General features: G+C 65.0%; 18 protein-coding genes. 10 read left to right on the forward strand and 8 right to left on the reverse strand.

Features of this window, described 5'->3' with window-relative positions; all coding sequences use genetic code 11:
• Nucleotides 1-75: 75 nt before the first annotated feature.
• From ASD73_RS21895 to ASD73_RS21935, 9 genes are all read left to right on the forward strand, one after another.
• Entirely contained in the window at nucleotides 76-1122 is a 1047-nt protein-coding gene (locus ASD73_RS21895; RefSeq protein ID WP_235534647.1) for a DUF1611 domain-containing protein, read from the forward strand.
• Nucleotides 1119-2288: a YkvI family membrane protein gene (locus ASD73_RS21900; RefSeq protein ID WP_056368353.1), complete on the forward strand. Its 1170-nt coding sequence runs from the start codon at nucleotides 1119-1121 to the stop codon at nucleotides 2286-2288. The genes ASD73_RS21895 and ASD73_RS21900 overlap by 4 nt, the downstream gene beginning before the upstream one ends.
• Nucleotides 2285-3364 carry an alpha/beta fold hydrolase gene (locus ASD73_RS21905; protein WP_056368356.1) on the forward strand — a complete coding sequence of 360 codons (1080 nt, stop codon included), beginning with the start codon at nucleotides 2285-2287 and terminating at the stop codon, nucleotides 3362-3364. Before ASD73_RS21900 ends, ASD73_RS21905 begins: the two co-directional genes overlap by 4 nt.
• Nucleotides 3365-3411: 47 nt before the next feature.
• Complete coding sequence (locus ASD73_RS21910) at nucleotides 3412-5046, forward strand: N-acyl-D-amino-acid deacylase family protein (RefSeq protein WP_056368358.1); 1635 nt, start codon at nucleotides 3412-3414, stop codon at nucleotides 5044-5046.
• A gap of 4 nt (nucleotides 5047-5050) precedes the next feature.
• Nucleotides 5051-6490: a serine hydrolase domain-containing protein gene (locus tag ASD73_RS21915; protein WP_056368361.1), complete on the forward strand. Its 1440-nt coding sequence runs from the start codon at nucleotides 5051-5053 to the stop codon at nucleotides 6488-6490.
• 20 nt (nucleotides 6491-6510) lie between these two features.
• The gene (locus ASD73_RS21920; RefSeq protein ID WP_056368363.1) at nucleotides 6511-7521 is read left to right on the forward strand and encodes a dipeptide epimerase; all 1011 of its coding nucleotides are present in this window, start codon (nucleotides 6511-6513) and stop codon (nucleotides 7519-7521) included.
• Nucleotides 7522-7548: 27 nt separating this feature from the next.
• Nucleotides 7549-8835 carry a metal-dependent hydrolase family protein gene (locus ASD73_RS21925; RefSeq protein WP_056368365.1) on the forward strand — a complete coding sequence of 429 codons (1287 nt, stop codon included), beginning with the start codon at nucleotides 7549-7551 and terminating at the stop codon, nucleotides 8833-8835.
• A 2-nt stretch (nucleotides 8836-8837) separates the two neighbouring features.
• Nucleotides 8838-10823, forward strand: coding sequence for a serine hydrolase domain-containing protein (locus tag ASD73_RS21930; RefSeq protein ID WP_235534648.1), 1986 nt, complete (start codon nucleotides 8838-8840; stop codon nucleotides 10821-10823).
• Between the two features lie 260 nt (nucleotides 10824-11083).
• A complete protein-coding gene (locus ASD73_RS21935) occupies nucleotides 11084-11455 on the forward strand; it encodes a pentapeptide repeat-containing protein (RefSeq protein ID WP_056368368.1) in 372 nt (123 codons plus the stop codon).
• Between the two features lie 98 nt (nucleotides 11456-11553).
• Here ASD73_RS21935 and ASD73_RS21940 read toward each other — a convergent pair whose 3' ends face one another.
• Nucleotides 11554-11886: a hypothetical protein gene (locus tag ASD73_RS21940; protein WP_056368370.1), complete on the reverse strand. Its 333-nt coding sequence runs from the start codon at nucleotides 11884-11886 to the stop codon at nucleotides 11554-11556.
• A gap of 135 nt (nucleotides 11887-12021) precedes the next feature.
• Between ASD73_RS21940 and ASD73_RS21945 the strand changes: the two genes are divergently transcribed.
• Entirely contained in the window at nucleotides 12022-12402 is a 381-nt protein-coding gene (locus ASD73_RS21945; protein WP_056368372.1) for a hypothetical protein, read from the forward strand.
• A gap of 662 nt (nucleotides 12403-13064) precedes the next feature.
• On the opposite strand, the gene ASD73_RS21950 is transcribed toward ASD73_RS21945, so the two are convergent.
• From ASD73_RS21950 to ASD73_RS21980, 7 genes are all read right to left on the reverse strand, one after another.
• Nucleotides 13065-15773: a TonB-dependent receptor plug domain-containing protein gene (locus ASD73_RS21950; protein WP_056368374.1), complete on the reverse strand. Its 2709-nt coding sequence runs from the start codon at nucleotides 15771-15773 to the stop codon at nucleotides 13065-13067.
• A 370-nt stretch (nucleotides 15774-16143) separates the two neighbouring features.
• Nucleotides 16144-17550: an efflux transporter outer membrane subunit gene (locus tag ASD73_RS21955; RefSeq protein WP_056368376.1), complete on the reverse strand. Its 1407-nt coding sequence runs from the start codon at nucleotides 17548-17550 to the stop codon at nucleotides 16144-16146.
• On the reverse strand, nucleotides 17547-18707 hold the full coding sequence (locus tag ASD73_RS21960) for an HlyD family secretion protein (protein WP_056368378.1): 1161 nt from the start codon (nucleotides 18705-18707) through the stop codon (nucleotides 17547-17549). The genes ASD73_RS21955 and ASD73_RS21960 overlap by 4 nt, the downstream gene beginning before the upstream one ends.
• Nucleotide 18708: 1 nt before the next feature.
• On the reverse strand, nucleotides 18709-20373 hold the full coding sequence (locus ASD73_RS21965) for an MFS transporter (protein WP_056368380.1): 1665 nt from the start codon (nucleotides 20371-20373) through the stop codon (nucleotides 18709-18711).
• 149 nt (nucleotides 20374-20522) lie between these two features.
• A complete protein-coding gene (locus ASD73_RS21970; RefSeq protein ID WP_235534649.1) occupies nucleotides 20523-21491 on the reverse strand; it encodes an ornithine cyclodeaminase family protein in 969 nt (322 codons plus the stop codon).
• Nucleotides 21484-22605: a dipeptidase gene (locus tag ASD73_RS21975; RefSeq protein ID WP_056368382.1), complete on the reverse strand. Its 1122-nt coding sequence runs from the start codon at nucleotides 22603-22605 to the stop codon at nucleotides 21484-21486. Before ASD73_RS21975 ends, ASD73_RS21970 begins: the two co-directional genes overlap by 8 nt.
• Nucleotides 22595-23974, reverse strand: coding sequence for an amidohydrolase family protein (locus tag ASD73_RS21980; RefSeq protein ID WP_056368384.1), 1380 nt, complete (start codon nucleotides 23972-23974; stop codon nucleotides 22595-22597). Before ASD73_RS21980 ends, ASD73_RS21975 begins: the two co-directional genes overlap by 11 nt.
• Between the last annotated feature and the right edge of the window lie 74 nt (nucleotides 23975-24048).

The following is a 24048-nucleotide window of genomic DNA, read 5'->3' on the forward strand; positions in this document are numbered from 1 at the left end:
TCAACAGGAGCGGGTACAGGATCGGCGCCGCGACGGCGCCCGATTCTGCCTCGCTTCGGATTTTTGGTGAAAGACGTGAACATTCAAACTTCCCTCGATATCGCCGCCGGCGCATTGCAATTGCCCCAGCCCTATCTGCTGTTCCTCGGGGACACGACTGTGCGCGGCTATGCGAAGACCGCCTTCGGTCTCCGCGACTGGGCGCCCGAGAAATGTGTCGGTGAATACGCCTTGCCCGGCGCGACGGTCAGTGCGGGGCTGGAACAGCTCGCACCCGCAGCGGCGAAGGCACGGGGTGCGCGTTCGCTGCTCATCGGCGTCGCGAACAGCGGCGGCGTGATTCCCGAAAGCTGGATGCCCGCGCTTTTCGAGGCACTCGATGCCGGGCTCGATATCGTCAGCGGTATGCACATGCGGCTGGCCGATATGCCCGAACTCGCCGCGCGGGCGCAGCGCCTCGGTCGCCAGCTGATCGACGTGCGTCATCCGCCCAAGGGCCTGCCCGTCGGCACGGGGCGCAAGCGGAGCGGTAAGCGGCTGCTCACCGTCGGAACCGATTGCGCGCTCGGCAAGAAATATACGGCGCTGGCCCTCGCACGCGCTTTTGCCGCCCGCGGCGTCGATGCCGATTTTCGCGCGACGGGACAGACCGGTATCATGATTGCCGGCGGCGGCGTGCCGATGGACGCGGTGGTCTCGGATTTCGAGGCTGGTGCGGCGGAGACGGTGAGCCCAGACGCGGCCGATGATCATTGGGACGTGGTCGAAGGGCAGGGGTCGCTTTTTCACCCCGCCTATGCTGCGGTATCGCTGGGGCTGCTCCACGGCAGCCAGCCCGACGTGATCGTCGTGTGTCACGAGCCAGGTCGCGAAGAAATATTGGGTTCGCCCGGTTACCGCTTGCCGAGCATTGAGGAAACAATCGATCTCAACCTGCGGCTGGGTGTGCGGACCAATCCGGCCATCCGCTGCGCCGGTCTGTCGTACAACACGTCGCATCTGGGCGAGGAAGAGGCCATCGCGCTGATGGCGGCTGATAGCGAACGGCTCGGCCTTCCGGTCGCCGACCCCATCCGCGGCGGCGAAGCCTTCGCTCGTCTGGTGGATAGCTGCCTCGCATGAGCGCAGCGGCCACCCCGGCAGCCGCGGCGGAATCCTCCTGGTTCCAGCGTTTCCTGCTGCCGGGTTTCGCCTTCAAGGCCGTGGTGATCGGTGGCGGCTACGCCACCGGGCGCGAGCTCGCGGAGTTTTTCCTGCCGAGCGGGCCGTGGGGCGGATTGGCGGCGATGCTGCTCGCGATGCTACTGTGGAGTATCATCTGCGCCACGACTTTCGCGTTCGCGCGGGCGATCGGCGCATTCGATTATCGCAGCTTTTTCGAAGGGCTGCTCGGCCGCGCGTGGATCTTGTTCGAGGTGGGGTACGTCCTCCTTGTGACGCTCGTGCTCGCGGTGTTCGGCGCCGCGGCGGGCGAGATCGGCGCGTCTATTTTCGGCTGGCCGCCGATCGCGGGAACCGCGTTCCTCGCGGCCTCGATCGCGCTGTTCGTGACCTTCGGCAACGCGTCCGTCGAGGGCCTGTTTAAATATGTCTCCTTCCTGCTTTACGGCGTCTACGCGCTGTTCATGGTCTTTGCGCTGAGCAGTTTCGGTGACGAGATTGCGGCACGTTTCGCCATTCCCGCGCCGTCGGACGGCTGGATTCTCGGCGGGCTGACCTACACCGGTTACAATGTCATCGGTGCGGTGGTGATCCTGCCGGTGATCCGCCACTTGACCAGCCAGCGCGACGCGGTGACCGCCGGCCTGATCGCAGGGCCGCTGGCGATGGCGCCCGCCATCCTCTTTTTTGTCGCGATGATCGCTTTCTATCCGGGCATCATGGGTGAGACGCTGCCGTCGGACTTCATGCTGCGGCAACTCGAAATGCCGCTGTTCCACCTGCTGTTCCAGTTCATGATCTTTGCGGCGCTGCTCGAAAGCGGGGCGGGGTCGGTGCATGCGATCAACGAGCGCGTCGATGCGGCGCGCCGGGCGCGCGGCGGCGCGCCGCTCGGCAAGCGGGCACGGGCCGGTATCGCTGCGGCGCTGCTGGTCGGCTGCATGTTCCTTGCCGATCGCTTCGGCCTCGTGACGCTGATCGCCAGCGGCTACCGCTTTCTGTCTTGGGTCTTTCTTGCGGTCTACGTCCTGCCCTTGCTGACGGTCGGATTGTTCCGTCTGCTGAGCGGCCGTGCGGTCATCGAGAAACAAGAGCTTCAACCCGCCGTCGAGGGGAATTTGAAATGACGAAGGTGACCGGCTGGGCGCGGGTCCGGCGCTGGGCGAAGCGCATATTGCTGGGGCTGCTGACCCTGTTGATCCTGCTCGTCGTCGTGGGCTCGATCTATGAGGCTCTGGGGCGCAAGAACGCCGCGGCAAACTATCCCCCGCCCGGAAAGCTGGTCGATATCGGCGGGCGCAAGATGCATATCGATTGCCGGGGCACCGGATCGCCGACGGTGATTCTCGAATCCGGGCTTGGCACCGGCGGCACGCTCGACTGGACGCTGGTTCATGATGAGATTGCGGGCTTTACCCGCACCTGCGCCTATGATCGCGCGGGCATCATGTGGAGCGATCCGAAGGATACGCCGCAGGACGCCGCGGCGGTCACCGAAGATCTGCACGCGCTGTTGAAAGGCGCCGGAATTTCCGACCGGCTCGTGCTCGTCGGCCATTCGATCGGCGGTCCCTACACGCGAACCTATACCGGGAAATATGGCGATCAGGTCGCCGGGCTGGTGATGGTCGATCCGTCGCAGCCCGATCAGGTCGCGCGGCTCGGGAAAGCGACCGGCCTTGATGTTCACCCCAAGCGGGCGTCGACCCTGATGCATACGGCAAAGGCGCTGGCGTGGACGGGGCTCGTCCGCTTCGTGATAGCGCAAGGTGACAAACCGAAGCTTCGGACACCCGCCGAAACCAAGAAGCTTGGCGACGCGCTCGCCATATCGGGTGCTTATACGAGCAGCTCGATCCGCGGCTCGACCTCCGAACTCGACGGCTATGATCGCACCCAGGTTCAGGCGCGTGCGGTTCAGACCTTTGGCAACCGGCCGCTGATCGTGCTGACCGCCATGGCGCCCTTCACGCCCGAGCAGCTCAAAGGTCTGGAGATGAAGGCAGAGGATGGCGGGCGTTTCAAACAGGAATGGAAGGCGCTCCATACCGAGCAGGCGGCCTTTTCGACCCGCGGCCGCCAGCAGCTCGTGCCCGACGCCACCCATTATATCCAGGTCGATCGCCCCGAAGTCGTGATCGCCGCGGTTCGCGAGGTTGTCGACACGGTGCGCGCCGATGCGCAGGCGGCCGCAAAGAAATGAAAGCAAAAAACCGTCAGTCCCCACGGCTGCCGGCAGGGAGAATGAAGATGAAGCGTAAGATCCTCTTTGGTGCCATGTCGATGCTGCCGATGCTGCCGATGCTGCTCGCCGCGAACACCCCGGCGCCCGAATATGACATTGTGATCCGTGGCGGCCGTGTGCTCGACGGCGCGGGCAGCCCGTGGGTCAGCGCCGATGTCGCGGTGAAGGACGGCCGGGTCGTGCGGATCGGGCGGGTCGCGGGACGCGGCGCCAAGGAAATCGACGCAAAGGGCCGCTATGTCTCGCCCGGCTTCATCGACATGATGGACCAGTCGGGGCGCGTCCTCGTCAAGAATGGCGCGGCCGAGAACAAGCTGCTGATGGGCGTGACCACGGTCATCGCCGGCGAGGGCGGGCCGCCGGCTGAGGCCGCCGAGATTCCGGCGCATTTCAGCCAGCTCGAAAAGCAGGGCATATCGGTCAACTACGGCACCTATTATTCGGCGACACAGGCGCGCGTGAAGGTGATGGGTGACGGCGCCGGGCAGCCGACGCCGGCGCAGCTCGAAGCGATGGGCCGGGAGGTCAAGATCGCGATGGAAAATGGCGCGTTCGGCATCACCAGCGCGCTGATCTATCCGCCGAGCAGCTTCCAGACCACATCGGACCTCGTCACGCTGGCGAAGGTCGCGGCGCAGTGCGACGGCTTCTACGCCACGCACATGCGCGACGAGAGCGAAGGCCTGGTCAAGGCGATCGAGGAAGCGATCGAGATCGGCGAAAAGGGCGGGGTGAAGGTAGAGATCTTCCACCTCAAAGCCGCCTACGCTCCCGGCTGGGGCAAGCTGATGCCGCAGGCGGTGGCGACGATCAACGCGGCGCGCGCACGCGGCGTCGATGTCGCGGCGGACCTCTATCCCTATACCGCGGGCGGTACGGGGCTCGAGATCATCGCGCCGAGCTGGGTGTGGGCCGACGGGGTGCAGAAGGGGATCGAACGGCTGCGCGATCCCAAGGTCCGCGAGCGGATGAAGAAGGAAGTCGCCGCAGGCTCGATGCCCGGCTGGTCGAACCTTGTCCACGCATCGGGCGGTTTCGCCAATGTGCGGCTCGCCAACGGCTTCAGCGACAAATACCGCCCCTATCACGGCAAGAGCCTCGCCGAGATCGGCAAGGCGCTGAACCGCGACCCGGCCGATGTGGCGTGGGACATCCTGCTCGAAGGCCTGCCGAACCGCTCGGTCGCGCTCTATTTCATGATGAGCGAGCAGGACATCGAAACCGCGATCAAGCAGCCGTGGGTCAGCATCGGCAGCGATGCCGCAGCGTCGGAAAAGGCGGGCGAGATGGACGCGCTCGGCCTGCCGCATCCGCGCGCCTATGGCACCTTTCCGCGCATCATCGCCGAATATGTGAAGCGCCGCCCGATCCTCTCGCTCGAGGATGCGGTGCGCAAGATGACCGGCTGGCCGGCGCAGCGCATGGGGCTGACCGACCGCGGGCTGATCCGCGACGGGATGCGCGCCGATATCGTCGTCTTCGATCTCGACAAGCTCGACGATGTTGCGAGCTGGGAAAAGCCCATGGCGTCGCCGGCGGGGATCGAGACGGTGATCGTCAACGGCGTCGTCACGATCGCGGGCGGCAAGCATACCGGCGCCAAGGCCGGCGCGGTGCTGCGGCATAGCTGCGGCGTCTGAGGATATGGCCCGGTCTATTTCGAGTCTCTGCCTCACCGGTCTTGCGCTTGTCGCTTCGGCGCCGGCCTTTGCCGCCGCTCCCGCGATTTCGACCCCCGAAGACCTGGGCACCGCAGTGTCGGCGCAGATCGCCTGCGCCAGCATCTTCGTAGCGGAGCGCGCCGAGGCCGATGTGCTGCGCGATGACATCCACGCGTTCGCGCCGTTCACAAAGGCGGTGATGCTGGCGGTCGACCGCAAGGCGCGGACCGTCACAGCGTCGGCCCCCGGCGCCGCGACGCGCACCGCGCTGTATCGCCCGGTCGCGGGGTGCACATTGCTGACCGGCGATGTGTCGACCGCCGCGCTCGACGCGCAGGCGGCGCGGCTCAAGCCGACACGCGGGAATGCCGCAAAGCCATGGCCGATCGGCGACGCCCCCGTGGCCAGGCTGCGGGCGGCCGCCGAAGCCAGGCTCGACCGCGCCGCGCTCGATAAGGCGGTAAGCGCCGCGTTCGACGAGCAGAACAAGGGCGGCTATCCCGACACGCGCGCGATCGTCGTCGTGCAGGGCGGGGCGATTGTCGCCGAGCGCTATGCGCCGGGGTTCGACCAAGGCACCGAGCTGCTCGGCTGGTCGGCGTCGAAGAGCATCATGGGAACATTGGTCGGCCTGCTGGTCGACGACGGTGTGCTGAAGCTCGACGAACCCGCACCCGTGCGCGAATGGCAAGGCGAAGGCGATCCGCGCGCGAAAATCACGCTGCGCCAGTTGCTGACGATGTCGAGCGGCCTGACCTTCAGCGAAAGCTATGTTCCCGGCAATGACTCGATCAAGATGCTGTTCGAGGCGGGCGACATGGGCGCGATGGCGGCGGCGAAGCCGCTGAAGGACGCGCCCGGCACGAACTGGAGCTATTCGTCGGGGACGACCAATATCTTGTCGCGCATCGTGTTTCAGGCGACCGGCGGGACGCTGGAAGGCATGACGCGCTTTGCGCAAAAGCGGTTGTTCGAGCCCACGGGCATGACCAGTGCGCTGATCGAACCCGATGAAGCGGGGGTGCAGGTCGGCAGCTCGTACGCCTATGCCACGGCGCGCGACTGGGCGCGGTACGGGCTGCTGCATCTCAACAAGGGCAGGGCGGGGGGCAAGCAATTGCTTTCGCGCGAATGGCTCGATTTTGCGGTCACGCCGACCAAGGCCGCGCCGCGGCCCGTCTATGGTGCGCAGCTCTGGCTGAATCACGCCGAAGCCGACGGCGAGCGCCGGAAGCTCTATCCCGACCTGCCGACCGATACCGTGATGGCGCGCGGACATAGTTTCCAGATCGTCGCAGCGATCCCGTCGCAGGACGCGGTGATCGTCCGGCTCGGCTGGACGCCCGAGGGGCACACATTCGACTGGAACAAATATCTCTCGCAGATCGCGACAGCGCTCGCGCCCGCTGCCCCCGCGCCCTGAACCGACCGAAGGACAGAATGATGACAACGCCTGCCCCCCTCTCCCTCGACCTCGCGATTGAATCGCTCCCGCTGGCCAAGCCGTTCCGCATCTCGGGGCATGTTTTTACCGACACGCCCGTGGTTCTCGTCACGCTTTCGGACGGCGAACACAGCGGGCGCGGTGAAGCTTCGGGGGTCTATTATCTCAGCGACGATGTGCCCGCGATGGTGGCCGCCATCGAAGGCGTCCGCAGTGCGGTCGAGGGCGGGGTGACGCGCGAGCAATTGCAGACGCTGCTCCCCGCGGGCGGCGCGCGCAACGCGCTCGATTGCGCGCTTTGGGAACTGGAAGCCCGGCGCAGCGGCGTGCCGGTCTGGGAACTTGCCGGCCTCGCCGAACCGCGCCCGCTCCGTACCACCTTCACGCTCGGCGCCGACGATCCCGACGTAATGGCCGAGGGCGCGCGCCACTATGCCCAGGCGCGCGCGCTCAAGCTCAAGCTCACCGGCGACCTCGACGTCGATATCGCGCGCGTGCAGGCGGTGCGCGCGGCGCGGCCCGAATGCTGGATCGGCGTCGATGCCAACCAGGGTTTCGCGATCGGCGATCTCGATGCGCTCGTCGCGGCGCTGGTCGCCGCCGACGTCAAGCTGCTCGAACAGCCGCTGGCGCGCGGCCGTGAAGCCGACCTGACGGGTTATCAGTGCCCGATCCCCATCGCCGCCGACGAAAGCGCGCTGACGCTGGCCGATGTCGACGGGCTGGTCGGCCGGTTCGACGTCGTGAATATCAAACTCGATAAATGCGGCGGGCTGACCGAGGGACTGGCGATCGCCAACCGCGCCCGTGAACTCGGGCTGGGCGTGATGGTCGGGAACATGGTCGGCTCCAGCCTCGCGATGGCGCCCGCGTTCGTAGTCGGACAGCTCTGCGACATCGTCGATCTCGACGGCCCGATCTTCCTCGCGGACGACCGCAAGCCATCGATCGAATATGTCGACGGCGACGCATGGTGCGGCGAGACGATCTGGGGCCGCGAAGCCGGCTGAGTGGATAACGGAACAGGGAGAGACAGGGTGAAAAAAGCAATATTCGCAGGCTTGGCACTGGTCGCGCTGATCCAGTCAGCCGCTGCGCAAGAACCGACGACGACATACATCCACGCCGGGCGTCTGCTGGCCGATCCGGCGAGCGGCCGCGTCGAAACGAACAAGACGATTGTCGTCACCGCCGGAAAGATCGCCGAAATCCGCGACGGCTTCGTCGGCGAGGGCAAGATCGTCGACCTCCGCGACCAGTTCGTCCTGCCGGGCTTCATCGACAGCCACGTCCATCTGACCTTTGAATCGAGCCCGACAAGCCGCCTCGACGCGGTGACCAAGTCGACCGTCGATCAGGCGTTCGATGGAGTCGTCTTCGCCAAGCGCACGGTGCGCGCCGGCTTCACGACCGTGGTCGATCTCGGCGCCGACCCACAAGCGATCAACGCGCTGCGCGACGCCACCGCGACGGGCAAGGTCGTCGGACCCCGCATCATCGCTGCGGGCGGCGTCGCCGCGCACGGCGGGCATGGTGACGTCCACGGCTATCGTCAGGAAATCATCGACCTGTTCCGTTCGCCGACGCTCTGCTCGGGCGCCGACGACTGCGCGCGCGCGGTGCGGCTGGCGGTGCAGCAGGGCGCCGACGTCATCAAGACCGCCTCGACCGGCGGCGTGATGTCGAACACCGCCGCAGGGCTCGGCCAGCAGATGAGCGACGCCGAACTCGTCGCGATCGTCGACACCGCGCACCGCCTCGGCCGCAAGGTAGCCGCGCACGCGCATGGTACTGACGGCGTCAACGCCGCGCTGCGCGCCGGCGTCGACTCGGTCGAGCATGGCACTTATCTCGACGCGGAATCGATCCGCCTGTTCAAGGCGAAGGGCAGCTACCTCGTTCCCACTTTGCTCGCCGGCGACACCGTCGCGCGGCAGGCCGAAACCGCCGACTGGATGCCCGCGCCGGTTCGCGCCAAGGCGCGCACGGTCGGGCCGCTGATGGTCGACGCGCTGCGCCGCGCACATCAGGGCGGCGTGCGTATCGCGTTCGGAACCGATAGCGCGGTGTCGGCGCACGGTGACAATGCCCGCGAATTTGCGCTGATGGTGAAGGCGGGGCTGACCCCGCTGGAGACGATCAAGTCCGCGACGGTCTGGGCGGCGACGCATGCCGGGCTCGAAACCGAAATCGGCACGCTCGCCGCGGGCAAGTCGGCCGACATCGTTGCGGTGAAGGGCGATCCGCTCACCGACGTGCGTAGCCTCGAAACCATGGGCTTCGTCATGGCGCGCGGCGTCGTCGTGCGGGCGGCAGGGGAATGAATATGCGCTCGATCAAGCTGTTCGCGCTGTTGCCGCTCGTCATGATGCTCGGCACTGCGGCAACGAAACCGGCAACGCCGCTGGCGCCCGCCATCGCGCCCAAACCGGCGGCCGAGGCACAAAAGACGGCGGCGCCGGTTACGACCTCGCTCGCACCGTCGGCAACGCTGACGAAGCAGGACGTCGATAGCTGGCTCGACGGCTTCGTCCCGTTCGCGCTCAAGCGCGGCGACCTCGCCGGCGCGGTGATCGTCGTGGTCAAGGACGGGCAGGTGCTGACGCAGCGCGGCTTCGGTTATGCCGACGCCGCCAAGCGCACGCCGGTCGACCCCGCCCGCACCCTGTTCCGCCCCGGCTCGGTGTCGAAGCTCTTTACCTGGACCGCGGTGATGCAGCAGGTCGAGGCGGGCAAGATTAACCTCAACGCCGACGTCAACACCTACCTCGATTTCAAGATCCCGCTGAAAGACGGCAAGCCGGTGACGATGCGCCAGTTGATGACGCACACCGCGGGCTTCGAGGAACATGGCAAGCTCACCATGTTCGAGGACAAGAAGTTTCAGATCCCGCTCGGTGATCTTGTGAAGGGCGGCATTCCGAACCGCATCTACACGCCGGGGACGACGCCCTCCTATTCGAATTACGGCACCGCGCTCGCGGGCTATATCGTCGAGCGCGTGACGAAAATGTCGTTCGACGACTATGTCGAGCAGCGGATTTTCCAGCCGCTCGGCATGGCGCAATCGACCTTCCGCCAGCCGCTGCCCAAGGCGTTCGCGCCGTGGATGGCGACGGGCTATCGCCAGCTTTCGGCCGGTCCGTCGAAGTTCGAAATCGTCGGCCCGTCACCCGCCGGGGGCCTCTCCTCGACCGGCGCCGACATGGCGAAGTTCATGATCGCGCATCTGGGTCAGGGCGCGGGGCTGATGAAGCCCGAAACCGCGCGGATGATGCACGATACGCCGCTGACGATCCTGCCGCCGCTCAACCGCATGGAGCTCGGCTTTTTCGAAACCAACATCAACGGGCGGCAGGTGATCGCGCATCTCGGCGATACGCAGCTGTTCCACACCGCACTCCACCTCTTCACCAGCGAAAATGTCGGCATCTATATGTCGTTCAACGCAACCGGCGAGCAGGCGTCGGTCGGTCCGGTGCGCCGCGCGCTGTTCGAGGATTTCGCCGATCGCTATCTTCCGGGCAACGAAGTGCCCGCGACGCGCGTCGATGCGAAAACCTCGGCCGAACATGCCAGAATGCTGGCGGGTAACTGGCTCAACAGCCGCCGCGCGGAAACGAACTTCTACGCGATCGCCTCGCTGTTCGGTCAGGTGAAGATCAGCGTCGGCCCCAAGGGCGAACTGATCGTCCCCGCCGCGCGCGACCTCAACGGAAAGCCCGCGAAATGGATCGAGACCGCGCCCTTCGTCTGGCACAATGCCGACGGCCACGGCCGGCTCGCCGCGCAGGTGGTCGATGGCAAGGTCGTGCGCTGGAGCATCGACGGCATCTCGCCCTTCATGGTGTTCGACCGGGCGCCAGCATCGAAATCGGCGGCGTGGATCATGCCCGCGATGTATATCAGCCTCGGTGTCCTGCTGATAACCCTGCTTCAGTGGCCCGTCTCGGCGCTGATCCGGCGCCATTACAAGGCACCGCTGACGCTCGATCGCCGTTCGCTGCGTGTCTATCGCGGCGTCCGCGTTGGGGCAGGGCTGGTGCTCGCGCTGGTCGCGGCGTGGGTGATCAGCATGTCGAAACTGAAGGCGCTGCCCTCCTATGATCCCTGGCTGTGGTTTCTCCAGATTGCCGGATTGATCGTCCTCGTCGGCGGGGTTGTGCTGGCCGCATGGAACTTCCGCATCGTCCGTCAGGAGAAACGCGACTGGTTCCGCACCCTCTGGGCGCTGCTCCTGCTCTTCGCGACGATCATGCCGCTCTATGTCGCATGGACCTTTGGCCTGATCGCGATGACGGTGAATTACTGACGGCATAACTCGCATGGGGAGGGCCCGGCCGGGCTTCTCCGTCAGCGCTCTGTTCTGCAACCTCCTCGTCGCCGCGCGACGGGGAGGTTTTTTTATCCTCGGCATCCTGGATCGAGTGGAACGAGACACATAGCGCGGTCGAGAATGATTGCGTCGGGAAACGACCGATTTCGGACGTTTGGCTCGGTCAGGCGGCGACAATGCTCACACCACGCTGGAGGCAGGGTTGATGAACACTCAAACGGGCCTATGCTGGCAGGATGATTGTCGTTCATGAAGAGATTACGCAGTCTGAGTTGCTGCTTAGATATGTGTCGGGGCAGCGACGTTTCCATAATCTGGACGTTTGCGATGATGGTTCAGACGCTCTGGTAGGCGCCCATCTTGACAATATTGAGATCATCGACTGCTTCGTAGTCGCATCTTTCCGTAACGCTTCTCTTAAAAATGCGGTCGTCCATGCCAACGTGAAAACTTGCGACTTTTCGGGTGCCGACCTGTCCGGCTCTGACTTTCGAGGGGCAGCACTTTGCGCAACGGTTTTCACCGGCGCCAATATGGAAGGTGCCGATTTCACCGGGGCCTTTTACTTCAGTGACGCCTTGGGAACGGGCGAGAAGCCTGACTGGTAAGGCAGGCCCGGCAATAGCTGCGTTACACCGTCTTGGTAGCGCGGTTCCGAATTAGCCGCTTTGGCGGCTAACGACCGATTGCGGACGTTGCCGCGCAGTTAGCGTCCGTTCACTCTCATGAGCCTCACGAGGTCTGATGCCGCCTGCCTCAAAGGTTGCACGTTAAGCCCAGTCAAGCGCTTCGCCGCTTCGAAGGGATTATCTTGCACGAGAGCCCACAGTTTTTCACCAACTTCGTTGGCAAGGCTCGCTTCGTTCTCAAAAATCCAAAAGCCGGTTCCTTGGCGAGGGTCGTCGAAAAGTTCCAAGTCTTGTATCAGGGTATCGGACGCCCATTGAAGCCAGTCGCCATCATCGACGCCATCAGCCAAGATCCGGCATGCGAGAAAGAGATCACGGCGTTCGGGATGTTTCCAGACAAAGTCACTCATGCGTGCATCGATGCCATCTTAGGAAACGAGAGGCAATGTCGGCTTCCCACCCCGATCGCGCCGTTTCAGCCAAATCGGTGCAGGTGGCGGGAAACGACCGGTTGCGGACATAGCGCTAGGTGATAGGCTTTCGCCATGACCAGCGCACCTCGGGACGCCGATTTGATAATCGCCAAGATCGATGCTGGAGAGCTTGCTCCTAGTACCGTGCCGATCGTTCGCGCGTTTCACGAACACATTACTCTCAAACACCCCCTTCAAAGAGAAGCGCTGGAGGCATTCGACCAAAAAGCTGCGCCCGCTGTTTTCTCGGCAATACAATCGCGGATATGGCAAGAGATCGATCAACTCGGCCCGTCGAATGACAGCGGATTACACCTTTCCAACTGCCTTGTGCGCCCGGATGAACCAATTGATTGGCACTTGGCTGAGTACCTGATCGAGTGGGCACGACAGCAAGGATTGTCGGAACAGCAAATCATCGGAGCATTCGCGGCTGCGAACAACGGCAGCTAACCACCCCGTTTCCGTCAATCCGCTCCGATCTATGGCGGCAATCGACCGATTGCAGACGTTAAGTGGGGATGGCATCATCCGGGCATGGCGAGACGGCGGCGCGAATTTTGGAAGTATGCGGAAGAGCGTTGGCCTTTGCTCCATAATCTGATGGCGGTTCAAGGGCGATATTAGGCCGTTTCTGCACGATGGTTTCGGTGTCGCCGTGCTGTTGAGGAAACCGATCGACGGACGCAACTTCATGAACCGTATTTATGACGGCTTGATCGCGGGGGTTCGGGCGGAGACAGGAAAGCATTGGGGGTGACTGCTTCCCACCCCAAAGCAGGCGTCGCCTTCAAATAGGCCTTTCCTACATTATCCGGCTGTGCCAGCCTTCATCTCGGCTCTTTCATTTGGTGGATAAAGGCGGTCGCTGCGCGGCGACCACGGCGGGGGCGTGGCGGCGTCCAGCACGCCGCGAGGTCCAAAACGGGCGCGCGCAGGGCTGAACTTTACTGAACTTTGGAATATTGCACGGTCCTTGCGCCGACCGGATCCCGGATCCAACCAACGATGACGGTGGGCGACCTCGATTACGCTTCGAAATCGCCATTCCGACACAGAAAAAGGGCAGCGGTATCACCGATACCGCTGCCCCCGGGACTAGCTTTTGAGACGGGTCAGAAGCTCAGCTTCACGCCCCCCGAAATATAGCGGCCGATCACGTCGAAATTGGGACTGGTGTACGGCGTGATCGGCGGATCGCGGTCAAACAGATTGTTGACGTTGCCGAACAGCGTGAACGGCCCCGCTTTGAACTGGGCGCCAAGATCGACATAGGTGCGGCTGCCCACCTTGTTGTTCACGATCGGCACGGCGACCCCGTTCACGACCGTCAGCGGGCGGTCGAGGCCGCCGTCGACGTAGCGGACGCGCAGATTGGCGCCGAAGCTGTCGTTGTCGAAGGCAATCGTGCCCGTTCCGCGCCATTTCGGGGTCGAGAAGGCCGTGTCGCCGCCAACGTAACCCGACACGTCCGCGCCATTGATCTTCAAGTTGAAGACATGGTTGGCCAGCGCGCGGAACGACAGGTTCCCGTCGCCCAACGGCATGCGGTACGACGCTTCGATATCGAGGCCCTGGGTGCGGTAATTGGCGAGGTTGCGATACCCGTTCGTGATCGATCCGATGGTGCCGTTCGCTTCGCGGACGACGATGCCATTGCAGGTTGGATCGCCCGGAGCGTTGGCGAAGCACTGCTTGAGCAGATCGTTCGCGGTGACCGTCGTGATCACATTGTCGATGTCGATATCGTAATAATCGACCGACAGACGCAGGCCAGGCGCGAAGGACGGGGAGTAGGATCCGCCGAGCGTCAGCGTATGCGAGATTTCGGGCGTCAGGAGCTTGTTGCCGCCGCCATAGACGACCACATTGTTCTGCACCGTGCCGTTCTGACCCTGGAACGGATCGAAGACGGTGCCGATGTTGGTCGAGCGATTGAGGAAATATTCGGTGATGCTGGGCGAACGGATATCCCGCGAATAGACGGCGCGCAGCAGCAGGTCGTTGACGACGCGCAGCGTGCCGCCGGTCTTCCACGACCAGATCCCGCCGCTGGTGCTGTAATCCGAATATCGCGCGGCGCCGTTGATTTCGAGCTTCAGCGTGTCGGTGATGTCGAGCAGCGGCACGTTCACTTCGGCAAAGGCTTCCTTGACGTTGAAGCTGCCGTTCGTGGCCGACGAATTGAGCGTGCCGAGCGCGTTGGCGAGCGACAGCGGGTCGACGAAGTTGGTGACCTGCTTTTCCCAGCGGACGTCGGTGCCGAAAGCGATGTCGACGGGGCCGGCCCAGGTCGAGAAGGGCTGGCCAGAGACGCTGGCGCCCGCTGCATCGAGCTTGATCGTGTAGATCAGCTGCGAACCGCCGAACGCCCACGCCGCCGCCTCGTCCGAGATGCTGCCATTGCCGAACAGGTTGATCGGCACACAATTGGGGTCGTTGTTGGTCGTCGATGCGTCGGCGTTGATACGGCACGTCGGCGTGCCGTTCACGAGGACCGAATCGACACCATTGTTGAAGCGCGACTTGATCCGCTGGTTGTTGAGCTGCTGGTTGAGCCGGATTTCGCCATGATTATAATAGGCGTCATATTTCCAGCCGTCGCCGAAGCTGCCGTCGAGCCCGATCGCACCCTCGAGATTGCGGCGGCTGTATTTGAACTTCATCACTCCGTCGGCGCCGACATCGTCCATGACACGGCCGAGCAGGAACGGGCCGGTGACACCGGCGGCAGCGAGCTGGTTGCGATTCGCCTGGGTCAGGAAGGCGTTGTCGGGCAGGATGGCGACGGCCGGGGTTTCGGGGAAGAAGCTATAGTCCGCCGACATGCGGTGATAGCTGAAATTGGCCCAGACCTTCAGCGAGTCGGTGAGGTCGTAGCTGGCGCGGGCAAAGAGGTTGACCCGCTCATAGGGCGTGCTGACCGCGACATAGTCGAAGATGTTCTGGCCGCCGCCGCCGATGGTCGTGACGCCCTGCGTCACGCTGCCGAGCGGGAAGGCGCCGATGTTGCCGTCGGGATTGAAAACCAGATTGCGGGGAGCGCCGGTGAGGCTGAGGATCGAGCCGCCGTTGTAAAGCTGGGTCGAATTGGGATCGCGCACCAGTTCGAGCTTGTTGGGGGAGTGCTGGAACAGCCCTGCCTCCAGATTGGGCCGATCGTCGCGGCTGAGCGCGCCACGCTCGTTCATATATTCGCCCGCGACCATGAAGTGGCCGCGGCCGCCTGCGAAATCGGTGCCCCACGCGATGTCGGCGCCATAGCGCGCCGCGTCGCCGCGTGACGAGATGCCCGACTGCACGCCCATACGCCAGCCGGTGAAATCATCGTCGAGGATGATGTTGACGACGCCCGCCACCGCGCCTGAGCCCCAGGCCGCCGATGCGCCGCCGGTGACGACGTCGATCCGCTTGACCAGGCTTTGCGGCACGATGTTGAGGTCGTTGGCCCCGGCGAAGCGGTGCCCGTTGAGCAGGGTGAGGGTACGGACCGAGCCAAGGCCGCGCATATCGGCGGTCGAAACGCCGCTGCTCGTGCTGCCGGGGGTCGTCGATGGCGTCGATGTGGCTCGAAATTGCGGGGCGTCGTTCAGCACTTGCGCGATGCTCGGGCGATTGCCCAGCGCAAGCTCGGCCTCGCCGATCACCGTCGTCGGAGTCGGCGCATCAAAACCTTCGCGCTGAATGCGCGATCCGCTGACCACGATTTCCTCGTCCGAAACCAGGTCGGTTGCGGGGGTAGCGGACTGCGCATAGGCCGGGTTCAGGCTGACCAGCATCGACAATGCGGTGCCCGCATACAAGCCGGATTGAACGAACTTCATAATTATCCCCTTCGCCTGTGGACGGCAATTCCGCCGTCCGGTGTTCGCTTATGTTTTTACCGCGAGGCTCCTGCGATCCTCGGGTTTGCGATTTTCTATAAAGTCGTAATTTTTTGAAAAATCAACCCCGATCAAGACATAATTTTCAATTATTGAAAATATCATATCGGAGGAGCGAGCGGATTTGCTCAATAATCCTATGAATTATAGGGCTTTTACTCCAGTGGCCATGTTTCAAAATTTCGAATTTTTCAACCGGCATCTTCCGGACAGCCCGACCCGATTTCGCCGCATCATTTTGAGCGTGCGGCGGGGCGCCACGCCATCGCAGCGCAAGCGTTTGCTAACGATCGTTTCGAATCAAGGCGCGCTAAGGCGCCCGAGCGCATGGAGTTTCGGACGCCCTGCAGTTCGTCCAACCGCCGCCCATGGCCTGAAACAGCTGGATACGCGCGGCGAGCGCGTCGGCGCGGAGCTGGATCAGCGACAGTTCGGCACCGAGCAGGCCGCGCTGGGCGTCGAGCTGTTCCAGATAGGGCGAATAGCCTTCGCGATAGCGATTGGTCGCGAGCCGCAGCCCCTCGGCCAGCGCATCGCGCTGCGACTGCGCGAATACGATCTGCGCGTCGATCCGGCTGACCGCCGCGAGCGCATCCTCGACTTCGCGAAATGCGGTCAGCGCCGTGCGGCGATAGGCGAAGGCTGCCTGGTCGCGCTGTGCGCCCGCGGCTTCGGCCTGCGCCGTCAGCCTGCCACCCTGAAAGATCGGGGCGAGGATGCTGCCGCCGACCGACCAGATCGAAATCGGGTCGCCGATCAGGGTTGAGAAGGCCGCGCCGGCGGCCGAGGTCAGGCGGACCTGCGGCAGGAAACGCTTGCGCGCGGCGGCGAGATTCTTGTCCGATGCCGCAAGTTGATATTCGGCCTGCGCGACATCGGGCCGGCGGCGCAGCAGTTCGGACGGCAGGCCCTCGGGGATCCCGGGAATAGCGAGGCGGTCAAGGGCCGTGCCGCGGTCGATCGCGCGAGGTGTGTCGCCAACCAGCAGGCTGAGGCCGTCCTCGGTCCGCGCGATGGCGAGTTCGATCTGCGGCACGATCTGCGCCGTCGCGTCATATTCGGCTTGCGCCTGCTGAAGCTCGAGCTTGGGCGAATAGCCGCGCCCGACGCGCGATTTCGCAATCCGCAGCGATTCCGATCGCGCGCGCACCGTCTCGCGCGCCACTTCCAGCCGCGCGTCGAGGCTGCGCAGCGTGACATAGTTGCTCGCTACCGCTGCGGCGACCGACAGTTGCACCGCATCGCGCGCCGCCTCGCTCGCGAACCAGCTATCGCGTGCGGCCGACTTCTGATCGGCAAGGCGGCCGAACAGGTCGACTTCGTAGGCGATCTGGATTTGCGGCTGCGCGAAATTCTGCTCCGACGGCTGGCCGAACGGGCTAACCGAGCGCGACCGGCCGCCGCTGATCGCCGCATCGATCGTGGGCAGCGTCTGCGCCCGCGCGAGCGCGAAATTGGCGCGGGCTTCGCGGACGCGCGCCGCCGCGACGCCGATGTCGCTGTTGTTGGTCAGGGCCGTGTCGACCAGCGCGGCCAGCGCCGGATCGCCGAACGACCGCCACCAGTCGCGCTGCAGGGGCGCGGCCGGATCGGCATCGGTTCGCCATGCCACCGGCGGTGTCACGGGCGCGACGCCGGTCGTCGCGACGTTCTGGCCGGCGCAGGCGGCGAGCGCAGCCGCCAGCCCGGCCGTCAGCGCGAGCCGCGCGCGCTTCATCGCTTTGACCCGCCGCTTGTGTCGATCCGGACCTCGACCGACATGCCGGGCCGCAGCCGCGTCGCCACCGGCTGTTTCTCGTCGATCTTGATCCGCACCGCGATGCGCTGCGCTACCTTGACGAAATTGCCGGTGGCGTTGTCGGCTTTGAGCACCGCGAATTCCGACCCCGCCGCAGGCGACAGATTTTCGATCCGCCCGGTCAGTTCGGCGCCGCCCAAGGCATCGACGCTGAACCGCGCGGGCTGGCCGATCGCCATGTTGCCGGTCTGGGCTTCCTTGAAGTTCGCTATCACCCAGACCTGGTGCGGGACGACCGACAGCAATTGGGTTCCGGCGGTGACATAGGCGCCGACGCGCACCCCGATTTCGGACAGCTGCCCGTCGGCAGGGGCACGGATGACCGTGTTGTCGAGATCGATCTGCGCAAGGCGAAGCTGCGCCTTCGCCGATTCGACCGCGGCTTCGAGCCCGGCGCGCCCGACGACGACGGTGCGGACATCCTGCGTCCCGATCGCCCGGCTGGCGCGCGCCTGTTGCAGCGCCGCCTGCGCCGCGAGCAGCGCCGCGCGCGTCTGGTCGAATTCGCGGGTCGAGATCGAACCGTCGGCGACGAGCGCGCGCGCGCGGCGCATGTCGGCGTCGGCCTTGTTCAGTTGCGCCTGCGCGTTCGCGATCCCGGCATTCTGGCTGTCGGTTGCGACCTCGCGCGATCGCTGCGCCTGCGCCGAATTGGCGAGCGCGGCCTGCTGCGCCGCGACATTGGCTTCGGCCTGCGCGACGCGCGCGCGATAGATGCGGTCGTCGATCGTTGCGAGAATCTGGCCCGCCTTGACCTCGGCGAAATCCTGCACAGGCACGCGGGTGACATAGCCGCTGACCTGGGGGCTGATGATCGTCACACGCCCGCGCACATAGGCATTGTCGGTCCGCTCCGCTCTCCCGGCGAAGGGCGGCAGGTCCCAGGCGTAGAGGATGGCGAGGATCGCGAGCACCGCGGCGACGATGATGACGATGACGGTCGTGCGCGTCTTGTCCGGGGGGCGCCATCCCGACGGCGGCGCGTCGACCTGCGGATCGGACGGAGCCGCTGCTTCGGGCGGGGCAGCCGCTGCGGGTTCGCGTGCCGGCGTGTTCGTCTTGGGCTTCTCGCTCATCTCATTGCCTCTGTTGAGCTTGTGCCTGCGCCTGCAGACGCTGGACCAATAATATCACCGGTGACGGTTCGTTTCGCCGCCGGATCGCCCGGCTGATCATGAAGCCCCATATCGCCGTCAAGACCGCAAGTACGCCAACCAGCAGGAATACGTCATTATACGCAAGGATATGCGCCTCGCGCGTGACTTGCTGGCTGAGCAGTGCGGCGCCCTCGGCGCTGCGCAGCACCGGATCGCCGACCGTTCCGGCAACGACGCGGCTGCCGGCGCCGAGCCGCGCTGCGACCAGCGGATCCCTCGCAACGATATTCTGGACCAGTTCGTGCGAATGATATTTCTCGCGGACCGTCTGGAACGTCCCGAGCAGGGTGCCGCCGGCGAGACCGCCGATGCTCTGGCTCATGCTGAACAGCACGACAAAGCTGATGAAATTCTTGCCGCCAGCGAGCAAGGTCCGCGCGATGCCGATCACCATCGCTTGCGCGAGGAAGAGCAGCGACGCGAAGCCGATCAGCGCCTGGCTGAGATAGAATTGGCTCGGCCGCGTGAGGTTGGTCGTATTGGCATCCATGAACGATGCGATCACGATCAATATCACCGCGATGATGATCGGCCGCGACAGATTGTCGGGACGAAAGGTCAGCACCGCGGTTACGAGGCCGGCGATCGACGCGAACACGACGATCAGGTTCAGCGTGACCATCTGGTCGTTGATCATGCCCACGGTGCCCAGAAATCCGACCGAGCCGAACGCCTGTTCGGAGAGCAATATGCGGACCGATGCGGCGACCGCCATCAGCCGCAGCATCTCGCGCGTGCCGAGCCAGCGCGTGTTGATCAGCGGATTCCTGCGATGATGCTCGACGAGGATCGCGGCAGCGATCAGCGCGACGCTCGCGGCCAGCGACCAGCCGATCCACGGCCGTTCGGTCCACCACTGGATTCGCCCTTGCGAGAGGACGGCGATCAGCAGCCATAATCCCGGCGCCAGGAGGCCGAAGGTCAGGAAGTCGAGCGGCTCGAACACTTTTTCGCGCTCGCTCGGCGGCAGCGGCTGGGCCATCACCGCGGCGAGCGTCGCGAGCGCGAGCCCGAATTCGAACCAATAGAGATTGTGCCAGTCGCCCCAAATAAGCAGCCCCGGCGAAAGCACGCGCGCGAGCGGCGTCGCGATCTGCGGGATACAGATGCCGATCATCACCGCCGCAAGCCGCTTCGACGCCGGCAGCGCCTGGAAGAAATAGAGGATGGTGAGCGTCGAAAGGCCGCTCGCCGCAATCCCGCTCATCGCGCGGACCGCGACCGAGGTCCAGAAATCGTGGATGAACAGGTGCATCAGCGTCGTCACGGCATAAGCGACGAGCGTGTAGCGGATGAACGGCTGCAGCCCGAACTGCTGGCGATATTTGACCAGCAGCAGGTTCGCGGTGACATTGGTCATGAAATAGGCGGCGGTCAGCCACGCCGCCTCGTCGCTGTTGAGCCCCAGCGTCCCTTGCGCGAAGTTGAGGTTTACGGTGACCAAGGCGTTGCCGAGCCCGCCGGTGATCCCGATCAGGCAGCCGATAAGGAAATGGCGCACCATGCGCGCGGTCGGGTGGTCCGGATTGGCGGGTGATCCCGGAAGCGTCGGCCGCTCGTGGGGCTTGAAGACATAATCCGCCATGGCGGATCAGGCCGGCTTCGCGGTCATGGACGCGCCACGAGCGGAGCGAGTCGGTTCGATAATCATGATTTTCCTTACCGCATCGCCGGGGCGCATGCAGCCTATTCGGTGGAATAGGAATTCCATGACGCGGGCATACAGGCGGCCGGCTATGCCACCGGTACGCGATCGCGTTGCGTCTTCCAAAGCCAGGCGGCGCAGGCCAGATCCTGTACGATCGAGCCCAGCGATTTATATATGGTGACGTCCGATGCCATTAGACGGCCGGGCGTGGAACCCGAAAAGACATGCCCGATCTCGGGCAGGACATGCGCTTCGGTGACCAGCTCCGCATCGCGCGCGCGCAGATATTCAGCGCCCTGCGCCAGCACGCCATCGCGATGATCGGGCACGAACCGCGTGCGCGCTACAAGCGCTTCGTCGATTTCGGACGGTCCCGCGCGGCTGGAGCCGACGGCGTTGATATGCGTCCCGTCCGCGACATGCGTGTTGAGCAGGAATGGTTCGGCCGCCCCGGTCAGCGTGCAGATGATATCGGCGCCCTCCGCCGCCTCGGCCACCGAGGCCACCTCATAGGCGGCAAAACCGAAATCGTCGGCAATCCGGCCGGCAAGCGCGCCCGCCTTTTCGGGCGCGCGTCCCCAAATTCGCACTTCGTCGAGCGCCCGCACGTGACGGATGGCCGCGACATGATGCCATGCTTGTTCGCCCGTCCCGATGATCGCGAGACGGCTGGCGCCGGGCCGCGCGAGCACGTCGGTCGCCGCTGCCGAGGCGGCGGCGGTGCGGATCGCGGTGACTTCACTGGCGTCGATCACGCAGACCGGCGCCCCGCTGGCGCGGTCGAACAGGATGATGACGCCTTGATGCGAGCTGCCGTGCGCGGCGGCGGCCGGGAAGATGCTGATGATCTTCGCGCCGAAGCCCGCGCCGTCGAGCGCGCCGGGCATCACGCCGAACAGATCGCCGCCGTCGAGGTCGATGATGCCGCGCAGCAACTGCCGGCTGCGTCCCTCGGCGAGTGCGATCATCGCGTGGCGCATCAGGTTGATGCACGTTCGGTGGTCGAGCCGCTCGCGGACTTCTGCCGCATCGACGAAGCAGATCGGATCAGCCACCCCAGACGCTTTCGGCGTGGCGGAGGAAATTGAGCCCCATGATCTTCTCGATCCGGCGGCTCGAATAGCCGCGCGCGGCGAGCAGGCGGATAAGTTTCCGGAACTGGTCGGGGCCGCGCAGATCGGCGACGAAGGGATATGTGTCGGGGCGTTCGCCCGCGGCGCTGATCCCCGCGGCGCGGCGTTCGGCGATCTCCTTTGCGAGCACCGCTTCATACGCCCGAAGATCGTCGATCTGGCTTACGGTGCCGTCGGTGCCGATTCCGACATGATCCTCGCCGCAGATATTCACCGCATGATCGATGTGGCGGACGACATCCTCGGCGCGGGCATGGCCCGAGATGTTGAGGAAGGGCATGAAATAGATGCCGATGAAGCCGCCCTTTTCGGCGACGAGCCGCAATTCGGCGTCGGTCTTGTTGCGCGGCAGGTCGGTGACGGCGCGGCAGCCGGTGTGGTTGATCGAGATCGGCGCCTTCGACGCGCGCGCGGCTTCGAGGCAGGTCTTTTCGCCGCTGTGCGACAGGTCGACGATCATGCGCTGCGCATTGAGCCGCTCGATCACTTCGCGCCCGAACGGTGTGAGCCCGCGATTGCCCGGCGCCATCGATCCGTCGCCGAGCTGGTTCGCCGGATTATAGGTGATCTGGAAGATGCGCACGCCCAGATTGGCGAAGATGTCGACGCGGCCCACATCCTTGCCCATCATCGCGCCGTTCTGGAAGCCGTAGATGATCCCGATCTTCTTTTCGGCCTTGGCACGGCGGATGTCGGCGGCGCCTAATATCTTGACGAGATCGCGCGGATAGCGGCGCAGCAGCATGTCCATTTCGGCGACGTCGCCGACGCTCTTTTCGAACGGTTCGGCCGGCCCCGCGACATAACCGAGCGTGCAGTTGATCGCGGTCACGCCCGACGCATGCGCCTCGGCCAGCACGCGCGGCGAAAACGGGTCGGGCGCATCGCGCACATTCGGATCGGCGAGCCCGCCGAGCGCATTGACGATCACCCATTTGCGGCCGTCGGGCGCCGCGGCGCGGGCAGTTGCGGGCAGCAGCGAGGTCGCGGCCAGCCCCGCCGCTCCCGCCAACATCGCGCGCCGGTCAATCGTCATTTCCAAGCTCCTTCGCGGTCGGCGCGATATAATCGGCGCGGCGATATTCGCGGCCGCGCTTCACCGTCATTTCGATCCGCTCGATGTTGCCGATGTCGGCGAGCGGGTCCGCTGTCAGTATGACGAAGTTCGCGAGCTTGCCGGGCTCGATCGATCCCATATCCTTGTCCTGCCCAGCGGCGCGCGCGCCGACGAGCGTTGCCGAATGGATCACCGCGAGCGGAGGCATGCCGACATCGTTCGCCAGATAGCGAAGCTCGGCGTGGACTTCGGGCCAGGCGTCGCCGGCGGGATTGACGAAGTCGGTGCCGGTCGAAATCGGCAAGCCCGCGCGCCATGCCTGCTGGGTCAGCCGGATCGTGCGGGCGCCGCCGCAACGCAGCGGCTTGGCTTTCGGATCGGCCTTGCGCGCGGCCTCGAACTTCACGAACAGGCTGCCGGTCGCGTCGAGGATCGTGCCGCGCCTCAGCATCGCGTCGAAGAGGCGGGCGACGACCGGATCCTCGCCCGTTGGTGCAAGGCGTGCCTCATCGACCGGGGTGCGGTCCTGATAGGAGGCGAGCATTTTTGGCTGTGCCTCATAGCCGAGATAACAGACATGGCTGACCGAATCGACGCCCGCCGCGATCACTTCGGCGGGGCGGGCGGGGAAGACCGCACTGTGCGCCCAGATCATCAGTTTCTGGCGGTGCGCCTCGGCGGTGATCGCGGCGACGCGCTCGGCGGGCAGGTTGGCGTAAATCTTGATCGCGCTCGCCGACGTGCCGCGCGCCAGCGTGACCGCGGTGCGCAGCTCGGTCTTTTTGTCGATCGCCTGCATCCACGGTGCGGTGCCCGGCGTGAAGCCGCGGCTGACCGCGAGGACGCGGGGATCTTCGAAAAAAGACGGCCCCGCCATCAACGCGGCATAATAAATGTCGGGCGCGGGAATTTCGCCGACCAGCGACGCGCGCGAAAGCTCGCCCACCGCTCGCAGATCGTCGGCCATGTCGCGCACCGCGGTGACGCCGCCATAGAGCTGGCGGCGCAGGATCGCTTCGGCGCGCACCCGGTCGGGCGGGGTGGCGAGGTGGACGTGGCTGTCGATCAGCCCCGGGATCACGAAGCGCCCGGTCAGGTCGACCCGGCGCGCCGTTGCCGCGCGCGACGCCAGCGTATCATGCGCGCCGACCGCGACGATCCGTTCGCCGTCGATCAAAATGTCCTGCCCGGCTCGCGCGGGTCCGCCGGTGCCGTCGATCACCGACATATTGGTGTAAAGTATCTGTTCGGCCGCGTGCGCCGGCGCCGCCGCCATCAGCGATGCGGCGAGGCCAAGCGACTGAAGGGCAGCGACGAGCGCCGGCGGGCGTGAACGAACCGATGTCATGGCTCGTCGCTAGCGCCCTCATTTCATGTCCGCAATCGCCGGGCGCGGCCATCGGCGAAAAGCGGCCATTCGAT

The organism is Sphingopyxis sp. Root154, assembly GCF_001427105.1.
In the GTDB taxonomy this organism is placed as follows: domain Bacteria; phylum Pseudomonadota; class Alphaproteobacteria; order Sphingomonadales; family Sphingomonadaceae; genus Sphingopyxis.